Annotated in this window: 13 protein-coding genes; all 13 read left to right on the top strand. The window is 59.3% G+C overall.

Going from position 1 to position 20,858, the window contains the following annotated elements:
- The first annotated feature begins 66 nt into the window (after positions 1 to 66).
- The 13 genes from BLO97_RS27685 to BLO97_RS27620 all read left to right on the top strand — a co-directional run bounded on the left by BLO97_RS27685 (position 67) and on the right by BLO97_RS27620 (position 20,773).
- Positions 67 to 1,176 (top strand): efflux RND transporter periplasmic adaptor subunit, encoded by a 1,110-nt coding sequence (locus BLO97_RS27685; RefSeq protein ID WP_092349185.1) that lies wholly within the window; start codon positions 67 to 69, stop codon positions 1,174 to 1,176.
- Complete coding sequence (locus tag BLO97_RS27680) at positions 1,173 to 4,253, top strand: efflux RND transporter permease subunit (protein ID WP_092224080.1); 3,081 nt, start codon at positions 1,173 to 1,175, stop codon at positions 4,251 to 4,253. Before BLO97_RS27685 ends, BLO97_RS27680 begins: the two co-directional genes overlap by 4 nt.
- A 56-nt stretch (positions 4,254 to 4,309) precedes the next feature.
- On the top strand, positions 4,310 to 5,602 hold the full coding sequence (gene fabF, locus BLO97_RS27675; protein ID WP_092224082.1) for a beta-ketoacyl-ACP synthase II: 1,293 nt from the start codon (positions 4,310 to 4,312) through the stop codon (positions 5,600 to 5,602).
- A 231-nt stretch (positions 5,603 to 5,833) separates the two neighbouring features.
- Positions 5,834 to 7,549 (top strand): type I secretion system permease/ATPase, encoded by a 1,716-nt coding sequence (locus BLO97_RS27670; RefSeq protein ID WP_092224084.1) that lies wholly within the window; start codon positions 5,834 to 5,836, stop codon positions 7,547 to 7,549.
- 19 nt (positions 7,550 to 7,568) lie between these two features.
- On the top strand, positions 7,569 to 8,879 hold the full coding sequence (locus BLO97_RS27665; RefSeq protein WP_256572405.1) for an HlyD family type I secretion periplasmic adaptor subunit: 1,311 nt from the start codon (positions 7,569 to 7,571) through the stop codon (positions 8,877 to 8,879).
- Position 8,880: 1 nt separating this feature from the next.
- Entirely contained in the window at positions 8,881 to 10,221 is a 1,341-nt protein-coding gene (locus BLO97_RS27660; RefSeq protein ID WP_092349180.1) for a TolC family protein, read from the top strand.
- Positions 10,222 to 10,313: 92 nt separating this feature from the next.
- Positions 10,314 to 14,072: a M10 family metallopeptidase gene (locus BLO97_RS27655; RefSeq protein WP_092349177.1), complete on the top strand. Its 3,759-nt coding sequence runs from the start codon at positions 10,314 to 10,316 to the stop codon at positions 14,070 to 14,072.
- A 233-nt stretch (positions 14,073 to 14,305) separates the two neighbouring features.
- Entirely contained in the window at positions 14,306 to 14,572 is a 267-nt protein-coding gene (locus BLO97_RS27650; RefSeq protein ID WP_256572404.1) for a Rossmann-fold NAD(P)-binding domain-containing protein, read from the top strand.
- Positions 14,573 to 14,656: 84 nt separating this feature from the next.
- A complete protein-coding gene (locus BLO97_RS27645) occupies positions 14,657 to 15,643 on the top strand; it encodes an acrylyl-CoA reductase (NADPH) (RefSeq protein ID WP_092142968.1) in 987 nt (328 codons plus the stop codon).
- A 537-nt stretch (positions 15,644 to 16,180) separates the two neighbouring features.
- Positions 16,181 to 16,903 (top strand): haloacid dehalogenase type II, encoded by a 723-nt coding sequence (locus tag BLO97_RS27635; RefSeq protein WP_092349174.1) that lies wholly within the window; start codon positions 16,181 to 16,183, stop codon positions 16,901 to 16,903.
- Between the two features lie 237 nt (positions 16,904 to 17,140).
- Positions 17,141 to 17,845 (top strand): phosphoribosyltransferase, encoded by a 705-nt coding sequence (locus BLO97_RS27630; RefSeq protein WP_092349171.1) that lies wholly within the window; start codon positions 17,141 to 17,143, stop codon positions 17,843 to 17,845.
- A gap of 448 nt (positions 17,846 to 18,293) precedes the next feature.
- Positions 18,294 to 19,595, top strand: a complete 1,302-nt coding sequence (locus BLO97_RS27625; protein WP_092349168.1) for a trypsin-like serine protease — start codon at positions 18,294 to 18,296, stop codon at positions 19,593 to 19,595.
- The gene (locus BLO97_RS27620) at positions 19,592 to 20,773 is read left to right on the top strand and encodes a hypothetical protein (RefSeq protein WP_092349165.1); all 1,182 of its coding nucleotides are present in this window, start codon (positions 19,592 to 19,594) and stop codon (positions 20,771 to 20,773) included. Before BLO97_RS27625 ends, BLO97_RS27620 begins: the two co-directional genes overlap by 4 nt.
- Positions 20,774 to 20,858 lie beyond the last annotated feature (85 nt).

Below are 20,858 nucleotides of genomic sequence, written 5' to 3'. Positions count from 1 at the left end.
CCATTGACAGTATTGGTCACGAGCGCAAGAATGGGTTCCCCATCCTCTGTCCAGTAAAGGGAACCTATGCTCCGGCTCCGACCTGTCACCCTTGCCGCTTGCTTGTTGCCTCTTGTCCTCACGGCGTGCGGCGACTCATCCACTGCCACCGATCCGCGCACGCTTGCTCCTCTGGTGAGGGTTGCGCAGGTGCAGGGTTCCTCCGTCGGCGCTCGCTCTTTCACTGGCGTCGTGGCGGCCCGCGTCCAGAGCGACCTGGGTTTTCGTGTGTCAGGCAAGGTCCTGGAGCGGTTGGTGGATGCCGGTCAGGCGGTCAAGAAAGGCCAGCCGCTGATGCGTCTGGACCCCATCGACCTGGGCTTGCAGGCGCGAGCCCAGCAAGAGGCTGTCACGGCCGCGCGCGCCCGGGCCAAGCAGACCGCGGACGATGAAGCTCGATATCGCGAACTGGTGGCCGCCGGGGCGATTTCGGCGTCGGGCTATGACCAGATCAAAGCCGCCGCCGATACCGCGAAGGCGCAGCTCAGCGCCGCCGAGGCGCAAGCCGACGTGGCCCGCAATGCGTCCGGCTATGCAGTGCTCCTCGCCGACGCCGATGGTGTGGTGATGGAAACGCTCGCCGAGCCGGGGCAAGTCGTCAGTCCGGGTCAACCGGTGGTCCGACTGGCGCGAGCCGGGCAGCGCGAAGCCGTCGTGCAACTGCCCGAGACCCTGCGACCAGCCGTCGGGTCCAGCGCCCAGGCGACGCTGTATGGCAGCACCAGCGGGGCGGTCACCGCCAGGCTCAGGCTGCTTTCCGATTCGGCTGACCGGGTGACCCGTACCTTTGAAGCGCGCTATGTCCTGGAGGGCGCCCTGGCTAATGCACCGCTGGGCTCGACCGTCACACTGCGTATCGCCGAGGGCGTGGCCCAGGGGCCGGTGCTGCAAGTGCCGATTGCGGCGCTGTACGACCCCGGCAATGGCACTGGCGTGTGGGTCATCGACGGCGAGCCGGCAAAAGTGACTTGGCGTCCCGTCCAGGTCTTGGGCTTGAGCGACGACGCGGCGCGCGTTGCAGGCCGTCTCAACGTCGGTGAGCGGATTGTCGGCCTGGGTGCACATCTGTTGCGTGAAGGCGAGCCCGTCCGGCTGCTTGCACCGGGCGATGTGAACATCGCGGGGACCCGCCAATGAGCTTCAATCTTTCGGCGCTCGCCGTGCGCGAGCGCGCCATCACGGTATTTCTGATTTTCCTGATCGCCGTCGCCGGGACCTTGGCGTTCTTCAAGCTTGGCCGCGCGGAGGATCCGCCGTTCACGGTCAAGCAACTGACCGTCATTACTGCATGGCCGGGGGCGACGGCGCGGGAGATGCAGGACCAGGTCGCCGAGCCCCTGGAAAAACGCCTGCAGGAGTTGAAATGGTACGACCGCTCGGAAACCTACACTCGTCCCGGCCTGGCTTTCACCATGGTTTCGCTACTGGACCGCACGCCGCCTTCACAGGTGCAGGAAGAGTTCTACCAGGCGCGCAAGAAGCTCGACGACGAAGCCACCAAGTTGCCGGCGGGGGTGATCGGGCCACTGGTCAACGACGAGTACTCGGACGTGACGTTTGCGCTGTTTGCCCTCAAGGCCAAGGGTGAGCCGCAGCGCCTGCTGGTGCGCGATGCCGAGGTGTTGCGCCAGCGCCTGTTGCATGTGGCGGGGGTGAAGAAGGTCAACATCATCGGCGAACAGGCCGAGCGCATTTTCATTTCCTTTTCCCATGACCGGCTGGCGACCTTGGGGGTCTCCCCCCAGGACATCTTCGCCGCACTGAACAGCCAGAACGTACTGACGCCCGCCGGCTCCATCGAAACCAAAGGGCCACAGGTTTTCCTGCGGGTGGAGGGGGCCTTCGATACCTTGGAGAAAATCCGCGACACGCCGCTGACAATCCAGGGGCGCACGTTGAAGCTCTCGGACGTGGCGACGGTTGAACGTGGCTACGAAGATCCGGCCACCTTCCTGGTGCGCAACAATGGCGAAGAGGCGTTGTTGCTGGGCGTGATCATGCGCGAGGGTTGGAACGGCCTCGATCTGGGCAAGGCGCTCGATGCCGAGACGAGCAAGATCAATGAAGACATGCCGCTGGGCATGACGCTGACCAAGGTGACCGATCAAGCCGTGAACATCGATTCGGCCGTCGGCGAGTTCATGGTCAAGTTTTTTGTCGCGCTGCTGGTTGTGATGCTCGTGTGCTTTCTCAGCATGGGCTGGCGTGTAGGCGTTGTGGTCGCAGCGGCCGTACCGTTGACACTGGCCATCGTGTTTGTGGTGATGGCGGCTACCGGAAAGAACTTTGACCGGATCACCTTGGGTTCGCTGATCCTGGCGCTCGGGCTGCTGGTGGACGACGCGATCATCGCGATCGAAATGATGGTGGTGAAAATGGAGGAGGGCTACGACCGGATCAAAGCCTCGGCCTATGCCTGGAGTCACACGGCCGCACCGATGCTGTCCGGTACGCTGGTGACCGCGATTGGCTTCATGCCCAACGGGTTTGCCCAATCGACCGCTGGCGAATACACCAGCAACATGTTCTGGATCGTGGGCATCGCCCTGATCGCCTCCTGGGTGGTCGCGGTGGCTTTTACCCCTTACCTGGGGGTGAAAATGTTGCCGGACATCAAACCGGTCGAGGGCGGACATGCCGCCATTTACAACACCCGCCACTACAATCGCTTCCGCCAGGTCCTGACGCGGGTCATCGGCCACAAATGGCTGGTGGCCGGTACGGTGATCACGCTGTTTGTCGTGGCCGTCCTGGGCATGGGCCTGGTGAAAAAGCAGTTCTTTCCGACTTCTGACCGTCCCGAGGTCATGGTCGAGGTGCAAATGCCCTATGGAACTTCCATCGAGCAGACCAGCGCCGCCACGGCCAAGGTCGAAGCCTGGCTGCAAAAACAGGCGGAAGCGAAAATCGTCACCGCCTATATCGGACAGGGCGCGCCGCGTTTCTTCCTGGCAATGGCGCCAGAACTCCCAGATCCGTCGTTCGCCAAGATCGTCGTGCTGACGGACAGCCAGGAGGCACGGGAAACCCTCAAGTTCCGTCTTCGCGAAGCGGTTGCCGCAGGGCTTGCCCCAGAGGCCCGTGTCAGGGCGACCCAGATTGTGTTCGGTCCGTATTCACCGTTTCCGGTGGCCTACCGGGTGATGGGGCCTGATCCGACGAAACTGCGGGAGATTGCCGCACGCGTACAGGACGTCATGCAAGCCGGCCCGATGATGAGGACGGTCAACACCGATTGGGGGCCGCTGGTGCCGACGCTGCATTTCAACCTGGATCAGGATCGCCTGCAGGCGGTCGGACTGACATCCAGTGCCGTCGCCGAGCAACTGCAATTCCTGCTGGCCGGGGTGCCGATCACGGCGGTTCGTGAGGACATCCGTTCGGTGCAGGTCGTTGGTCGAGCCGCCGGTGACATCCGTCTTGACCCTGCCCGGATCGAAGGCTTTACGCTGGTAGGGGCCGCCGGGCAGCGTATCCCGCTGTCCCAGGTCGGCGAGGTGGATGTACGCATGGAGGATCCGATCCTTCGGCGGCGCGATCGTACGCCGACCATCACCGTGCGCGGCGACATCGCCGAAGGCTTGCAGCCACCAGACGTATCGAGCGCGATGCTCGTGCTATTGCAGCCGATCCTCGACACGCTTCCTGACGGCTACCGGATCGAGCAGGCAGGGGCTATCGAGGAGTCGGGCAAGGCCAACCAAGCAATCCTGCCCCTGCTGCCGATCATGGTGGCGCTGACGCTGCTGATCATCATTGTCCAGGTGCGTTCGATCTCGGCGATGCTCATGGTGTTCTTAACCGCGCCCTTGGGACTGATTGGCGTGGTGCCTATGCTGCTGATATTCCAACAGCCGTTCGGCATCAATGCCCTGGTCGGCCTGATCGCACTGTCGGGCATCCTGATGCGCAACACGCTGATCCTGATCGGGCAGATCCATCACAACGCCCAAGAAGGGCTGGATCCGTTCAATGCTGTCATCGAAGCCACCGTACAGCGGGCCCGCCCCGTGCTGTTGACGGCGCTGGCGGCGATCCTGGCGTTCATTCCCCTGACGCACTCGGTGTTCTGGGGTACGTTGGCCTACACGCTGATCGGCGGTACGTTCGTCGGCACCCTCATGACCCTGGTGTTCCTGCCGGCAATGTATTCCATCTGGTTCAAGATCCGTCCAGTCCAGCCTGCTCCAATGGAAACAGTACGGCTGGTATAAGCGAGTGTTCGCGCGTGGCTGCCAGTGAGCGTCCACCGAAAAATGAAGAGGTTCTTATGAGTACTCCCGAAGGTCAAAAGCGAATCGTCGTCACGGGTGTCGGCATTGTCGGCCCCCTGGGCTGCGGTGTAGAAGAGGTATGGCAGCGGTTGCTGGCCGGCCGCTCCGGCATTCGTATCCTGCCTGGCGATATCACCGAGGGTACCGGTGTGGCCGTGGGCGGTCAGGTGCCGTCGTTGGAGGAAGACGCCAGCGCGGGTTACGACCCCGAACGCGTCATCCCGGTCAAGGATCGCAAGAAAATGGATCGCTTCATCGAGTTTGCGCTGGTGGCCGCCCATGAGGCCCTGGAGCAGGCGGGCTGGCATCCGACTGAAGCCGTCGACCAGGAGCGGAGCGCGACGATCATTTCATCGGGCGTGGGTGGGTTTGGCGCCATTGCCGATGCCGTACGCACCACCGACTCGCGGGGGCCGCGTCGGCTGTCACCGTTCTCTGCACCGGCGTTTCTCGCCAACATGGCGGCCGGCCACGTGTCCATCCGGCATGGCCTCAAAGGCCCGCTCGGCGCACCGGTAACCGCCTGTGCCGCCGGCGTCCAGGCCATCGGCGATGCAGCCCGGCTGATCCGGAGCGGGGAGGCGGACATTGCTATTTGCGGCGGTACCGAGGCGGCGATCGATCGCGTGACCCTGGGTTGTTTCGCGGCGGCCAGGGCGCTCTCCACCGGTTTTGCCGAACGCCCGCAGGAAGCGTCGCGCCCCTTCGACCGTGATCGCGACGGCTTTGTCATGGCCGAAGGCGCGGGGTTGTTGGTGATCGAGTCGCTGGAACACGCGTTGGCGCGTGGGGCCAAGCCCCTGGCGGAACTGGTCGGCTATGGCACCAGCGCCGATGCCTACCACCTGACGGCTGGCCCGGAAGACGGCAACGGCGCCCGCCGCGCAATGGAACAGGCGCTGCGCCAGGCTGCTGTCAGCCCGGCCGACGTGCAGCATATCAATGCCCACGCGACCTCTACCCAGGTCGGCGACAGCGGGGAGCTGGCGGCGATTCGTTCGGTGTTCGGCACGGACTCCGGGGTGGCGATTACCTCGACTAAATCGGCTACCGGCCACCTGCTGGGCGCGGCCGGGGGCATTGAAGCCGTTTTCACGGTATTGGCGCTGCGTGACCAGATTGTGCCGCCGACCCTGAACCTGGTTAATCCTGACGAGGCCGCCGCTGGGCTTGATCTGGTTGGCCTGAAGGCCAGGAAGATGCCGATTACCCATGCGCTTTCCAATGGGTTCGGGTTCGGTGGCGTCAATGCCAGTGTGTTGTTTCGTCGTTGGGAGGCTGAGGCTTGAGTATTTGATCTGGTGTCGCCCGCCGCGAAGGGCCATCCCGCGCGGCGTATCACCCGTCACGCCAATTTCGATTTTTCCTTAAGAACTGCAAAACCGTGCCGATACAGCGCGGTAGATCCGATTGTGCGGGCGCTCCAGTGGTGTCCCGCCGAACGATATTCCAGGCGTTCGTGCGCCTGTGCCCTTGTGATTTTTCAGGTTTGACCAGAATCGGACCTCAGGTGATGAACCATGTCAGCCCACGCCAGGACCGAACTGGAAGGCGCCCTTGCCGTCTGCAAAGGTAGTTTTCTTGCCGTTGGTTTTTTCAGTTTTTTCGTCAACTTGCTGATGCTGGTTCCTTCGTTCTACATGCTGCAGGTGTATGACCGCGCGGTAGGCAGCGCCAGCCTGTCGACCCTGTTGATGCTGACGCTGATCATGTTGCTGTTGATGATCACCCTGGGTGGTTTGGAGTGGGTCCGTTCGCGAATCATGGTGCGGATCAGCACTCGCTTGGACACGCTGCTGAGCCAGCGTCTGTTCGACGCCAGTTTCAAGCAGGCGCTCAATACCAGTGGCATGAATGCCACGGCCCAGCCTTTGAGCGACTTGAATGGTTTGCGCCAGTTCCTGACAGGCAACGGCCTGTTTGCATTTTTTGACGCGCCGTGGATCCCGATCTACCTGGCTGTCATGTTCATGTTTCATCCCTGGTACGGCTGGATGGGGGTCGTGAGTGCAGCGTTGTTGGGCGCGCTGGCCTTTGCCAACGAAAAGCTTACCCACTCACCGCTGCAGGCCGCCAACCGCGAACAGGTGGCGGCCACCGCCTTCACCAACAAGAGCTTGCGCAACGCTGAAGTGGTGCAATCCATGGGCATGCTTGCCAGCCTGCGCCAGCACTGGAGCGGGCGAGCCCACAAGGTCCTTGCGCTGCAAAGCCTGGCCAGCGACCGCGCCGCAACCATGACATCGGTGTCCAGGACATTCCGGCAGATCGTCCAGTCGCTGGTGCTGGGCCTGGGCGCCTATCTGACGATCAATCACGAGATTTCGTCCGGGCTGATGATTGCCGGCTCGATTTTGCTAGGGCGCGCGCTGGCGCCCATCGATCAGTTGATCGGCGTATGGAAAGGCTTTCTGGGGGCCCGCTCGCAATATGCCCGGCTGCACGAATTGCTGCTCAAGATTGCCGCCGAGCCTGAACGCATGTCGCTACCGGCACCTGAGGGGGCGATTCGCGTCGAGGGCCTTTCGGCCGGATCCCCCGATGCTCGCAAGCCGATTATTCGCGGCGTGGGCTTTCAGGTCGCCGCGGGTGAAGCAGTGGGCATCATTGGTCCCAGTGGCGCTGGGAAGTCGACCCTGGCCAGGGCACTGCTCGGCGTCTGGCCAAGCCTGGCCGGCACCGTACGCCTGGATGGCGCGGACATCAGCCAATGGCGTAGGGAGGAGTTGGGCCCGTACATCGGCTATCTGCCGCAGGACATCGAGTTGTTCGAGGGCACTATCAGCCAGAACATTTCCCGCTTCGGCCCGGTGAACGCACCTGCCGTGGTCGCTGCCGCGCGCATGGCGGGTGTGCATGAACTGGTGCTGCAATTGCCCGATGGCTACGACACGGTGATCGGCGCCAATGGCGGTGGATTGTCCGGCGGTCAGCGGCAACGTATCGGCCTGGCGCGCGCCTTGTACGGTGAGCCGCGCCTGGTGGTGCTCGATGAACCAAACTCCAACCTGGATGAGGCCGGCGAAAAAATGCTCGCCGAGGCGCTGCAAAAACTCAGGCAGAGCAGGGCCACGGTGTTTGTCATTACCCATCGACCTGGGGTATTGGCGCAGGTGGATAAATTGTTGGTGCTCAATCATGGCGAACTGAGTCTGTTCGGGCCGCGGGACCAGGTCCTGGCCCGCTTGCGCGATGCGACGCCCGCGGCCCGCCAGGCTGCCGCGATTCAACCGTAGGAAGCGGATGAGCGATTTCATGCAAAACAGCAAACACTCGTCCACCGCGTTGCTTGTCGATGACACGCCGGTAAGGCGCGTCGGCTACGTCATGCTGCTGGTCACCTTTGGCCTGTTCGGTGGCTGGGCTGCGTTGGCCCCGCTCGACAGCTCGGCACTCGCGCCGGGCGTGGTCACGGTCAAAAGCTACCGCAAGACGGTGCAGCACCTTGAGGGCGGCATCGTGCGCGAACTGCGCGTGCATGATGGTGACCTGGTCAAAACCGGCGATGTGTTGCTGGTGCTCGACAACACCCAGGCCCGTTCGGAAATGGAAACGACGCGCAGCCAGTTGATTGCCGCGCTTCAATTGCAGGCCCGGTTGGAGGCTGAGCGTGACGCATTGCCCGAGCCTCTGGCGGTGCCTGCCCTGGATCCCGCGGACCCACGGGTGCAAGAAGCCCGCGACAGTGAAGCCCGGATCTTCCAGACCCGACGGACCTCGTTGCTGGGCGAAATCGGCTTGCAAGAGAAGACCATCGGACAAATCGAAGAACAGATTCGCGGATTCAAGGCCATCATCGCCAGCAAGCAAGCGCTGGCGGCTTCCTATCAAGAAGAAATAGTCGATTTGCGGGCACTGCTTGCCGAAGGCTTCGTGGACAAACAGCGACTGCGCGAGCAGGAGCGCAGCCTCTCTCGCCTGCAAACCGAAATAGCTGAAAGCCAGTCCGAGATTGCGCAAGCGCATGTCCATATCGACGAGGCGAGATTGAAGATACTGCAGTTGAAAAAGACCTTCGCCAGTGAAGTCGCCGGCCTGTTGGGCGATGCACGGACCAAAGTGTACGAACTGCGCGAGCGACTGGCCACCCTGCGGGACCGCGATCAACGTACCGATATCCTCGCGCCCGAGTCCGGAATGGTCATGGGCATGACGGTCCATACCCTCGGCGCCGTGGTCAGCCCAGGCACTGCGCTACTGGACATCGTCCCGGCCAACGAAGAGCTGATCATCGAGGCGCAGGTGTCGCCGATGGACATCGACCGCATCGCGTTGGGCAAGCTGGCGGACATTCGCTTCAGCGCGTTCAAGAGCAGCACCACGCCTGTCATCGAGGGGCAGCTGGTGCAGATTTCCGCCGACCGTCTGATCAACAAGGACACAGGCACGGCTTATTACCTGGCACGCGTGGCCTTGACGGACAAAGGGCGCCAGACATTGGGCAACCTTACCCTGGTGCCGGGAATGCCGGTCGAAGTGCTGGTCAATACGGGCGCGCGGACGCTGTTGCAATACTTGATACAACCGGTGAGCAATGTGTTCGCCCGTTCGTTGATCGAGGACTGAGATGAAGTTCCTGATCACGATGTGCCTGGCCCTCATGCCGCTGGGAGCGCTCGCTGATGATACTTATGTCGACCTGTGGCAACTGCACCAGGAAGCGCAGGGGGCTGATCCGCGTGTCCTGCGGGCACAAGCCCTGGTTCGAAGCGGCGAGGGCAAGGAACGCGCGGCCTTTGGTCAACTATTGCCACAGCTCAACGCCAGCGGCAGTGTCAACCGCAGCCGGCGCGACGACGACCTGGACCGTATCCAGTACAACGGCAAACGCATGGCCGTGATGCTCAATCAGGTGATCTACGATCCCCAGGTCTGGCGCAGTTACCAGAAGTACCTTGAGTTGGCCCGGCAGAGTGGCTACGAGTCGGTCGATACGCGGGTGCAGGCCAGCATTGATTTGTCCGAGCGTTATTTCGCCGTTCTTGCTGCGGAGGACGAGTTGTCGCTGGTGCGCAGCGAGCTGGAGGCGACCGAGCGTAACCTCAAGCGAGTCAAGGCCTTGTACGCGCGGCAGATGGCGATGGTGACCGACACACTCGACCTTGAGGCGCGAGTGGATGCGCTCAAGGCTGACGAGATCGAAGCCAGCAACAAAGTCCTGGTCAGTCGTGAAGCGATTTCCGAACTGGTGGGGCGCGATGTCAGCGAGCGGTTCAAGCGCATCGGCGACAATCCAGCCTTCATCCTGCCAGCGCAAGCGCAGGACTACTGGGTGCAGACGGCGCTCGACAGCAACCCGGCGCTGCACGCCCGGGAGCACAGTGTTCGCGCCGCCGAGGCGGCCATCGCTGAAAACAAGGCAGGGCATCTTCCCCGGCTGGGCCTGAATTTGACGGCGCAGCGCAGTGACATTGGCTACGAAGGCGCCGTGACGCCTCGCTCGGACAACCTCGTTGCCTCCCTGGATTTACAGATGCCGCTCTACAGCGGCGGTTCCACCCGTGCACGGGTATCGAGTTCCGAAAGTGACAAGGAAGCCGCCCAGCAGGAGCTGGAAGCCTTGCGTCGCCAGGTCATCAAGGAAACCCGCACTGCTTATCTCGGCATGACGGCCGAGCTCAGCCGGATCAAGGCTACACGGCGGGCGCTGGAGTCGGCTGAAAAGTCTCGGGTCGCCACGGAAAAAGCCTTCGGCTATGGCGTCAAGAACGCAGTCGATGTGCTGGACAGTATCAAGGACGAGTTTCGTGCGCGGCGTGATTTCTATCAGTCCCAATACAAGTTCGTGACCAGCTTGCTGGTGCTGCATCGCTGGAGCGGAAGATTGGGAGAAGGGGATATTCGCCGGGCCAATGAATGGCTGGTTGCACCATCGTCATCGGATTCCGGCTCAAAAAGCAGTGGCTAAGTGATATCAATCCCCTTGTTTCTCATGCAAAATACCCACTATGTAGCGGCCGCATCCCAGGAAGGTCCGCAGCTAGCCCACAGGAAGCACAGATGCCCAGTCCATTAGGTTACTCATCCATTTCGTACGCAAAACTGACCGGCAACACACAGGTCAACAGTTTGCTTTACGGCACTTATTGGGCTGGAAATACGAGCACGGGAGTGTTCACCACGTCCTTGACGTACAGCTTCATGACCATGGGTTCGTATTTCGCCAGCAACTACAGCAGCGAAAATGAATATGAAGCCGGTTACGTCCTCTCGTCGGCACAGAAGAATGGCATCGTCAGTGCGCTAGGCACATGGAGTTCGGTTGCCAACATCAAATTCCAACAGGTGAGCGAGACGGCCAGCAACGTCGGTGACTTGCGATTTGGCGGTTACCTGTACATGGATGACGACACCGCTGCCTGGGGCTACTTTCCTGGTAATACCCCCAGCGCCGGTGATGTCTGGTTGGGGCCTGTCACGAACGACCCAGCGCCTGCCAAGGGCACCTACGATTACTTGGTGTTCATGCATGAGATCGGTCACGCCCTGGGCCTGAAACATCCGTTTTCCCCGAGCTCGTCGAACTCCACGGTGCTATCTGCACCGTTCGACGACGTCCGTTACACGATCATGAGTTACAACACCGCTTATTCCTATGAGCCAACCACGCCCATGTTGTTGGATATTGCTGCCATCCAGAGTCTCTATGGCGCAAACACCCAGTGGCAGACAGGTAACAACACCTACAGTTGGGCCGTCGGCCAATCGGTTTTCGAGACGATCTGGGACGCGGGCGGCAATGACACGATCGACGCCAGCAATCAGCTGGCAGCGGTGCGCATCAACCTGAATGAAGGCCAGTTCAGCAAGATCGGCCAAACCTTTCTGAAACTCGACACCCAGACGGCCTTCAATGAAGGATTGGCGATCGCCTACGGGGCCAAAATTGAAAACGCGGTCGGCTCGGCCAATGACGACACATTGATCGGCAATGCATTGGCCAACTTTCTGAACGGTCGTGCCGGCAAGGATACGATGATCGGTGGAGCGGGCAACGACACTTACATTGTCGATAATATCGGTGACAAGGTGCAGGAAAGCAGCACCTTGGCCAGCGAAATTGACACTGTCACCTCGTCCGTCAATTACACCCTGGGTGCCAACATCGAGATCCTGACGCTGAGCTCAACTGCCAATCTCAATGGCACGGGCAACACGTTGAACAACCGCATCAATGGCAACGCCGGCGCCAATACCCTGGATGGCGGCGGCGGTATCGATACCTTGGCTGGCGGTGCCGGTAACGACACTTACGTGGTCGACAACCTCCAGGATGTCGTCACCGAAACCAGTACCCTTGCCAGCGAAATCGACACCGTGCGTTCCTCGGTGAACTGGGCCCTGGGCGCCAACCTGGAAAACCTCACCCTGACCGGTTCCGCTCATCTCAATGGCACTGGCAATGCCCTGAACAATGTGCTGACCGGCAACGCCGGCAACAACGTGCTGAATGGTGGCGCCGGGCGGGACACCTTGATCGGTGGCGCGGGGAATGACACCTATGTGCTCGATCGGGCTGATGAATTGGTCCTGGTACAAGAGAGTGTCAATCAGGGCAGTGATGGCCTGATCGTGACCTACGCCGCCAGTTCGTCGAGCAGCGTCGTCAACCTGAACCTGAGCAATCTGCGCAACGTCGAAAACGCGGTCCTGAGCGGCACCGGGGCGTTCACGGTGGTTGGCAACGAGCTGAATAACAGCCTGCTGGGCAACGCCTCCGTGAACAACCTCCAGGGTGGGGCGGGCAACGACGCCCTTGATGGTGGTGTGGGTGCCGATACCTTGATTGGTGGTATTGGCAACGACACCTACGTGGTCGACAACCTCAAGGATATCGTCAGCGAAACCAGTACCCTGGCTGGCGAAATCGATACCGTGCGCTCGTCCCTGAATTGGACCCTGGGAGCCAATCTGGAGAACCTCACGCTGATCGGCAGCGCCCACCTCAATGGCAACGGCAATGCCCTGAACAACGTACTGATCGGCAACGCCGGCAACAACGTACTGAGTGGTGGAGCAGGCAACGACACATTGGACGGCAGCAGCGGTATCGATACCCTTGTTGGCAGTACCGGCAACGACACCTACGTGGTCGACAACCTCAAGGATGTCGTCAGCGAAACCAGCACCCTGGCCGGCGAAATCGATACTGTGCGCTCCTCGGTGACCTGGACCTTGGGCGCGAATCTGGAAACCCTCATCCTGACTGGGTCCGCCCTGCTCAACGGTACTGGCAACGCCCTGGGCAACGTGCTGATCGGCAACGCCGGCAACAATGTGCTGAGTGGTGGTGCTGGCAGCGACACACTGGATGGGGCCGGCGGCATCGATACCCTGGTTGGCGGCACCGGCAACGACACTTACGTGGTCGACAACCTCAAGGATATCGTCAGCGAAACCACCGTCCTGGCCAGCGAAATCGACACCGTGCGTTCCTCGGTGAACTGGGCCCTGGGTGCCAACCTGGAAAACCTCACCCTGACCGGTTCCGCTCATCTCAATGGCACCGGCAACGCGCTGAACAATGTGCTGACCGGCAACGCCGGCAACAACGTACTCAATGGTGGAGCCGGGCGGGACACCCTGATCGGTGGCGCGGGGAATGACACCTATGTGCTCGATCGGGCCGATGAATTGGTCCTGGTACAAGAGAGTGTCAATCAGGGCAGTGATGGCCTGATCGTCACTTACGCCGCCAGTTCGTCGAGCAACGTCGTCAACCTGAACCTGAGCAATCTGCGCAACGTCGAAAACGTTGTCCTGAACGGCATCGGGGCGTTCACGGTGGTTGGCAACGAGCTGAATAACAGCCTGCTGGGCAACGCCTCCGTGAATAACCTCCAGGGTGGGGCGGGTAACGATGTCCTTGATGGTGGCGTGGGTGCCGATACCTTGATTGGTGGTATTGGCAACGACACCTACGTGGTCGACAACCTCAAGGATATCGTCAGCGAAACCAGTACCCTGGCTGGCGAAATCGATACCGTGCGCTCGTCCCTGAATTGGACCCTGGGAGCCAATCTGGAGAACCTTACGCTGACCGGCAGCGCCAACCTCAATGGCAACGGCAACGCCCTGAACAACGTGCTGATCGGCAACACTGGCAACAACGTACTGGGTGGTGGGGCAGGCAACGACACACTGGACGGTGGCAGCGGTATCGATACCCTCATTGGCGGTACCGGCAACGACACCTACGTGGTTGACAACCTCAGTGATGTCATCAGCGAAACCACCGTCCTGGGCAGTGAAATCGATACCGTGCGTTCCTCGGTTGGCTGGATCCTGGGGGCTAATCTTGAGAATCTCACGCTGACGGGCACTGCCTTCATGGGGATCGGTAACGACCTGGGCAACGTGCTGATCGGCAACGCCGGGCGTAACGTGTTGGATGGCGGGGCAGGCAATGACACACTGATCGGCGGCCTGGGCAGTGACAATCTCACCGGCGGAACCGGAAGCGACCGTTTTGTTTTCAATACGCTGGGTGAGCTGGGCACAGGTTTTAACCGTGACTCCATTTCCGACTTCAGCAGCCTGCAGGGCGACAAGTTGGACCTGTCGAAGCTGGACGCAAATCTCCTGACTGCGTTTGCCGACTCGTTCAGCTTCATCGATTCGAATGACTTCACGGCTGCAGGACAACTGCGCTTCGTCGATCAGGTGCTGTACGGCAACGTCAACGGCGACCTGGGCGCGGATTTTGAAATCCAGCTGGTGGGTGTCAATACCCTCGCTGCTAATGACCTGATCGCTTGATATAACGGTTTCGGGCCCTGAGGGAAAGAATTCAGGGCCCGGAACCGTTTCCGTTCAAGTGCGAACAGACGTCCTCGCCACGCGTTCGTCGACTGCCTTATTGATTCCTTGATTTCATGCGCACTGACTCATTCAAGTGCTGGAGCGGCGTTGCCGTCGGCATTATTGATGTTGATCAGCATCAAAAACATTGACCGTTACGATTATGATCATCATCATAAGGCTGCCAGTCGATGATCCAGGACCTCAGTTGCGAAGACATTCGGATAAAAGTGACGAACGTGGTGAACCAGGCCATGGCGACCGCCGACGGCCCCGACGTGGTGGCTGAAGTGGTACTCCAGGTCGCGCGTGCCGAGCATCCGAAGTTGCGCTATACCGCTGGCAAAGCGGCCGGCCAGTTGCAGTTCATGCGCAGCTTTGCTCCGGCGCGCTTGCTGGACATGGGCATCCGCAGGGCGCTGCCGCTCGAAACCAAGTGGCCTTCTCAGGCACACTGACTCGGCCTGGCCATACCCGTTGCCGTGTCTGTTGCATCTGCAGGGCAGCGATGACGATCCGTTTGAACGAACAGGACAAAAACCATGACCTTCAAAGCGCTGCTCACGACCAAAACCGGTGAAGCGATCTCGACCCAGCTGGTTGACTTCAAGGACGAGGACCTGATGCCCGGTGACGTCACTGTCGCGATCGAGTTCTCGACCGTGAACTACAAGGACGCCATGGCCCTCAGCGGACGCTCCCCCGTCATTCGCCAGTTTCCGCTGATTCCGGGCATCGACTTCGCCGGCATCGTCGAGACGTCCAGCCACCCGGGGTTCGAGGCCGGCGACCGTGTGCTGGTCAACGGCTGGGGGCTGAGCCAGACCCACCACGGGGGCTTTGCGCAGAAGGCGCGGGTGAGCGGTGACTGGCTGGTAAAGATTCCGGAAGTATTCTCGACCCAGGCGGCCATGGCCATCGGCACCGCGGGCTATACGGCGATGCTCAGCGTCCTGGCATTGGAGCATGGCGGGCTGACCCCTGATCGAGGCGATATCCTGGTCACCGGCGCCAGCGGTGGCGCCGGCTCGGTGGCTATCGCACTGCTGTCGGGCCTGGGTTATCGAGTGATCGCCTCGACCGGACGACTAGAGGAGGGTGACTACCTGCGCGACCTTGGTGCGACGCAGGTTATCGACCGCAACACCTTGTCGCAGCCGGGCGCACCGATCGCCAAGGAACGCTGGGCTGGCGTCATTGATTCGGTGGGCAGTCACACCCTGGCCAATGCTTTGGCACAGACCCAATATCGCGGTGTTGTCGCTGCCTTCGGCCTGGCTCAGGGCGCGGATCTGCCTGGCTCGGTGCTGCCCTTCATCCTGCGCAACGTGACCCTGGCCGGTATCGATTCGGTCAACGCTCCGCAAGCGGTGCGCCTGCAGGCATGGTCGCGACTCGCCCAGGACCTTGATTTGAGCAAGCTGACCCGCACCACCCAGATGGTTGGCTTGGCAGAGGTGCCGGCCGTTGCCGCTCGGGTACTGGAAGGCAAGGTGCGCGGGCGCACTGTCGTGGACGTGAATGCATGAACAACCACTTGTGGACCACCACGTGGATGTCACGCTCGCGCAGGTATCGGGTCAGCACAGTGCGGTCGGCGTCGCTCCAGTCGATGTCCTGTTGGACGAACCAGCCGTCGACAAAGGCGCCGAATTCGCCGCACAGCTAGATGAACTCATTGGCCAGCGACAGCACGCGTAGGTCCGGGTTTCTATGCGTTATCGGTCTGGTCGATGGTGATCGGTGTCGTGGCTGACCAGATCGTCTCCACGCTCCAGGCCCAGCAGGATCCCACGACGTTTATCTAGGGCCTGTCCGACACGTCGTCGGCTCGCACCTGACTCAGGTCTCATCCCCGCAGCGCTGCTGGTTGGCGTGTTCCTCGCGGCGCGACTGCGCAAGGCGGCGCCGCAGCGGTATTTGGTGCTGGGTAGTCACAAGCTATAGGAGCGGCGCAGTATCGATGACGCATGAAAAGGATAAGGCTAAGCTCATTGGATTCCCGCGTTCCAGAGCCTCGGCGTCCGGTGTGCCAGGCTGGACCTAAATAGCAGAGGAGTCTTGCGATGGCGCTTGCACGAGCGTTGGCATTCGATGTGTTCGGTACGGTGGTTGACTGGCATTCAGGCATCGCACGTGAGGCGAGTCCATTCGTGTCGACCTACCTGCCCGCTGTCAGCCCCGCGGAATTTGCCATGCAATGGCGCCGGTTGTATGCGCCAGCGTTGCGCGAGTGCATCAAGGGGCATGGAGGCTTTGTTGTCCTGGACACATTGCACTACGAGACGCTGGTCCAATTGTTGACGGCTTACGGCCTGGAAGTCGACCAGGTTGACCCCGGGGTATTGCACACGCTTGCCCATGCCTGGCGCCGCCTGGACCCTTGGCCTGACGTAGCCGAGGGCCTGGCCCTGCTGCGTCGGCGCTTTACGGTGGTGACTTTGTCCAATGCCAATGTGGCCTTGATGATCGCTATGAACCGCTACAACGGTTTGCAATGGGACGCGCTACTGGGAGCGGAGTTCGCGCAAACCTACAAACCGGATCCTGCGGCGTACCTGTCCACGGCCAGGGCATTGGCCATCAAACCCGCTGAACTCTGCCTGGTGGCCTGCCACCACAGCGATCTTGCGGCAGCCAGGGATTGCGGCCTGATGACGGCCTATATCGACCGGCCCATGGAGTATGGCGGAGCGCCCGCACCCGATGCAGCCCAAGCCCAGGATTGGGATTGGCAGGCCGATGGTTTCATTGACCTGGATCGCAAGCTTCAGGCGTTGTCTACCTGATCAAACGCCGGGCGACGCCATGGTGCACCACCAGCCCTTTCCAGCGTGCATGAGTTGCCGGATGTCTGGCTGACGAAGGGACTTGATATATATCAACGCCAAGGTTGCTCTGACAGAGGATGGTGAATCTGCAACGGAGGTGCCCGTTGTAACGCAACGACGGCGACCCGCCGCAGCGTACTAGCCATCTGGCGCGACCAGGATCGTCCATCACATCAATGCCTCAGGAGGTTCCCCATGATTCAGAGCCCCTCATTGCAAACCACGTTGCCGAACCGCACCGAGGCCGGTCGGCGATTGGTCGAGCCCTTGCTCAAATACACCAACAGAGCTGACGTCATCATCCTTGCCTTGCCTCGTGGTGGTGTCCCGGTGGCTTACGAAGTCGCTACGGCCCTGGACGTTCGCCTGGACCTGATGCTGGTGCGCAAGCTTGGCGTCCCTTCGCATCCGGAGTTTGCCATGGGCGCCATTGCCAGCGGCGGCATACAAATCCTCAATGACGACGCACTGCGGGTACACCCGATCGACCGTGCCAGTTTCGAGGCCGTAGTCGCGCGGGAAACGCAGGAGTTGTCGCGGCGCGAACAGGTGTATCGGGGAAACCGTCCGCCATTGCAGCTCAAGGACCAGATCGTGATCCTGGTCGACGACGGCTTGGCAACCGGTTCCTCCATGATGGCCGCGGTCCATGCGGTGCGCGTGCAGTCCCCGGCGCGCATTGTTGTCGCGGTGCCGGTTGGTCCGCTGGAAACGGTCGAGGCTTTGCGCAGCGAAGTGAATGAAGTGATTTGCCCACTCATTCCCGAGTGGATGATGTCGATCGGTTATTGGTATTTGGATTTTGCCCAGACGTCGGACGCAGAAGTCATTGAGCTCATGCGCCAGGCCTGGCAGCGGGAAGCTTTGAGTGGTGGCAGGAAGGAGTGTCCTGATACTTGATTGACAAAGTCACCGGGCCCTTGGCGCGCAGGCGCGTTTTCGTTATCTGGATTGGCACTGGCGATTCAAACCGGCAAAAATACCGTGCGGTCAGTCCTTTCAGAAGCTGTCCGACTTCCTACGCGACGTTGGCACGGAACGATTCATTTTCAACAACGCAAGAAAACATCGCATGCGTGTGACTGTGGCTGGTCGATTTTGTACCTATCGCTATAAACGTCAATTGACCTTGGGCGACTCTGGAGTCTCCTGAGCGTCAGTAGGTTTTATTTTAATTAGGATTGTTTTTGTTAAATAACTGAACATGTCGCGGTTGTCTGACATATTTCCGACGCCATAAAGCCAGCGTTGTCTTAGTTTCCCTGTTTCACAATTGAGAAAACTGGACGTTTTCTTTGGCGTGAGCTACAGAGATAACTCCAGCTCTCGATAGGATGTTGAGGAACTCATGCGCAATTACGAGAAAAAAGCCGTCGCTGCCGCTTTGATATTGATGGTTGGCGGAGACTTGTTAGCCGCCGAAGATGAAAATGAACAACTACCTCAGTGGAAGGTAATACTGAATCAGGGGGCAGCGCAACGACCCAATCCTATCTATATCGAGCCGGGCAAGGATGTGCCTTATTTTGGCGCGCGCCCAGACTTTGACAAGCTGCTCGAACTGCAGAATGAGTTCAAGGTCGAGGTGCTGAGAAATAATAAGAATAACTCACCACCTGAGACCTATGAGGCGTTGAGAGGGAAGTTTCTTCAGGATAACTACACTCCGGGAGCAGACTATATCCTGCCGGACGACCTGGTTGTCTCCAACTTGCAGTCCGCTAACTTTGGAAGCTTCATCAAGCGAAAAGAAGATCAGATGATGACGTTCCCATCTTATGAGGATGAAAAATACCAACACACCTACAGAGGTCAGCTTCTGGGTTCGGAATTTAAAAATGGCCCCGTAGATTGCAAGCAGGGTATTAATGATGGTAATCCCAAGAAATGTTTCGCTGGCCTGGACCAAGAAACCGTGCGGTTCTACCCTGAAACGTTGCCGGCCATGACTTATCTTGCCGCTCTCAGTAATGTCACTTCAATTGTCAACGGCTCAAGGAGTCACGTTTGTGACATATCAGTCTACCGAAAAGGTTGGTGGGTTACTGCCAGTCACTGTATCAGCGATGACGTGACTGCCGCTTCTGGAGTGATCCAGAACGATACCAACGGAGTCATCATCGGCAACAGGGTGGTTTCTCTTGGCGGGAAGAAATTTGTCGGATGCGGAGCGGCGTGCGACATCGTCCTCATTGAGATGGATACACCGGATGACGCCGTTTATCCGCTCCTGATAGCCGCAGATACTCAAATCAGCGCCTCAGAGAGCATTCTTGTACTAGGAATGCCAATGGGAGAGCCCTTGGCAGATATATTGAAGGGCGCTACCGCTTACCAAAGGCCTGATGCCAAGGAGGTAAGGGCAAGGTACAACAGGCATGTTGTGTGGAGCCCCTATGGCGCGGGCTATTGTAAAGTTTTAAAGCAATACACAAATGGCTGCATTATTCATGGGTGCAATAGCGTCATAGGCTTTTCGGGTGCGCCTATGTATAGCTATGACGTGAAGACAGACAAAGTCAAGCTTCTCGGAATACACTCGGGAACAAAAAGTACGTTCAATGGGTGTGAACTTCAGAAGGACGATAACAATCAAGAGCTTGCTGTCAACTATGCAAGGCTGATAAGCACTGATGGAGCGAAGAAATGAAAGAAGTGACCATGATGATGTCGCTGGCAATATTAGCGGGATGCTCAAGTACGACCACCACCGACGTGTTTAATACGGGGAAGGTTGACTATGGCGCGGTCAATAGTAAAACCTCGGAAGCCAGGGCTGAAACCAGGGTCTTCGTGAAGAATGGCTCGCAATGTGATTATCGGAGCACGAACCCTGAAGGTGGTGTGATCGCACTCGCTATTGCATCATTTGCCTTGAAGCAAGCTACTGAATATTTCGCCCAGTACATGACGGACAAGGCCAATTATCTGAAGGGGGACGTTAGTCTTAGCGGGAAATCCCTAATTGTACTTGGGGGTGATAGCTATTGGCCGACAGACAGGAATCTAGCACTGTCTCGAAAAAATGACTCGGCAAAGTCAGAGGCGCTCCAGAATGCATATGAGGAATTCTTGTCGTCACATCCAAAGAAGAAAGGGCAGAGCGAGAACGACTATCAGGATCGAGCAAGAAAATACGCTACCGATAAGGCTGATCAAGTCGCGTTATCTCTGGAGAAATCGCCAGCTATCACGTTGGAGAACTCTGCGAGCGACTTGTGTATCCTTTTGGTCGCAGGAAACTACAAGCCTGGCGTCGCCAAGGAAAAGTCCGATAGGCTGTTGAGTCTGTTTTCCACTAAAAACGAAGCGTTCCCTTCGCGAATAACTGACTATTTTTCGCCACTACCCTTGGTTGCCCATGCGGGCACGCCCCGGCCCTTTGACGAGTTGACTGAAGATCCATCAATGGTGCTGGAATTGCATGTTGTCGCTACTGAGAAAGTCGACAGTATTCTTTACACAGTCGTACCGACCAATCTTTTTTATCCCTATCCGCTTCATAAGGGCACGGTTAACGGCCTGGAACGTAAGCTGGTTATCAAGACCAATCTTGCTGAACACGAACCTGCGATTACATTGGACCACTTGAAGAGTGGCGCGGTGTACGGCGCTCTCCAGCTTTCCAGGAATTACGCCCAGTTCGAGGATGAGAAGACTAAGCGATTTCAGGACGTTGTACTCACGGTCACGGAGGGCCCTGACAAGATGCCAACCGCCAAAGCTCTTGAGGCAGCAGCTGAGAGCAAGGATAAAGTCAACGCCTACCTGATCGAGAAGCTGACGGAGAAGATGGGGCCCAAGAAGAATAACGATCCGGGTAACTGACACCTTTCAATGAGATAAATCCATTAAATTGTGCCTAAGACCAGAAATTAAGCAATAAGACACAGTTTTAGGGAATTAAGTCGCT

Source organism: Pseudomonas sp. NFACC05-1, from assembly GCF_900100135.1.
Classification (GTDB): Bacteria; Pseudomonadota; Gammaproteobacteria; order Pseudomonadales; family Pseudomonadaceae; genus Aquipseudomonas; species Aquipseudomonas fluorescens_Q.
Note: the sequence above shows the minus strand (reverse complement) of the source record. Positions and strands in the feature narration are given on the sequence as shown.

Bases quoted from the DNA above. Each gene is read 5' to 3' on its own strand.
- BLO97_RS27685 (WP_092349185.1), top strand. From the start codon at position 67: ATGCTCCGGCTCCGACCTGTCACCCTTGCCGCTTGCTTGTTGCCTCTT.
- BLO97_RS27680 (WP_092224080.1), top strand. From the start codon at position 1,173: ATGAGCTTCAATCTTTCGGCGCTCGCCGTGCGCGAGCGCGCCATCACG.
- fabF (WP_092224082.1), top strand. From the start codon at position 4,310: ATGAGTACTCCCGAAGGTCAAAAGCGAATCGTCGTCACGGGTGTCGGC.
- BLO97_RS27670 (WP_092224084.1), top strand. From the start codon at position 5,834: ATGTCAGCCCACGCCAGGACCGAACTGGAAGGCGCCCTTGCCGTCTGC.
- BLO97_RS27665 (WP_256572405.1), top strand. From the start codon at position 7,569: ATGCAAAACAGCAAACACTCGTCCACCGCGTTGCTTGTCGATGACACG.
- BLO97_RS27660 (WP_092349180.1), top strand. From the start codon at position 8,881: ATGAAGTTCCTGATCACGATGTGCCTGGCCCTCATGCCGCTGGGAGCG.
- BLO97_RS27655 (WP_092349177.1), top strand. From the start codon at position 10,314: ATGCCCAGTCCATTAGGTTACTCATCCATTTCGTACGCAAAACTGACC.
- BLO97_RS27650 (WP_256572404.1), top strand. From the start codon at position 14,306: ATGATCCAGGACCTCAGTTGCGAAGACATTCGGATAAAAGTGACGAAC.
- BLO97_RS27645 (WP_092142968.1), top strand. From the start codon at position 14,657: ATGACCTTCAAAGCGCTGCTCACGACCAAAACCGGTGAAGCGATCTCG.
- BLO97_RS27635 (WP_092349174.1), top strand. From the start codon at position 16,181: ATGGCGCTTGCACGAGCGTTGGCATTCGATGTGTTCGGTACGGTGGTT.
- BLO97_RS27630 (WP_092349171.1), top strand. From the start codon at position 17,141: ATGATTCAGAGCCCCTCATTGCAAACCACGTTGCCGAACCGCACCGAG.
- BLO97_RS27625 (WP_092349168.1), top strand. From the start codon at position 18,294: ATGCGCAATTACGAGAAAAAAGCCGTCGCTGCCGCTTTGATATTGATG.
- BLO97_RS27620 (WP_092349165.1), top strand. From the start codon at position 19,592: ATGAAAGAAGTGACCATGATGATGTCGCTGGCAATATTAGCGGGATGC.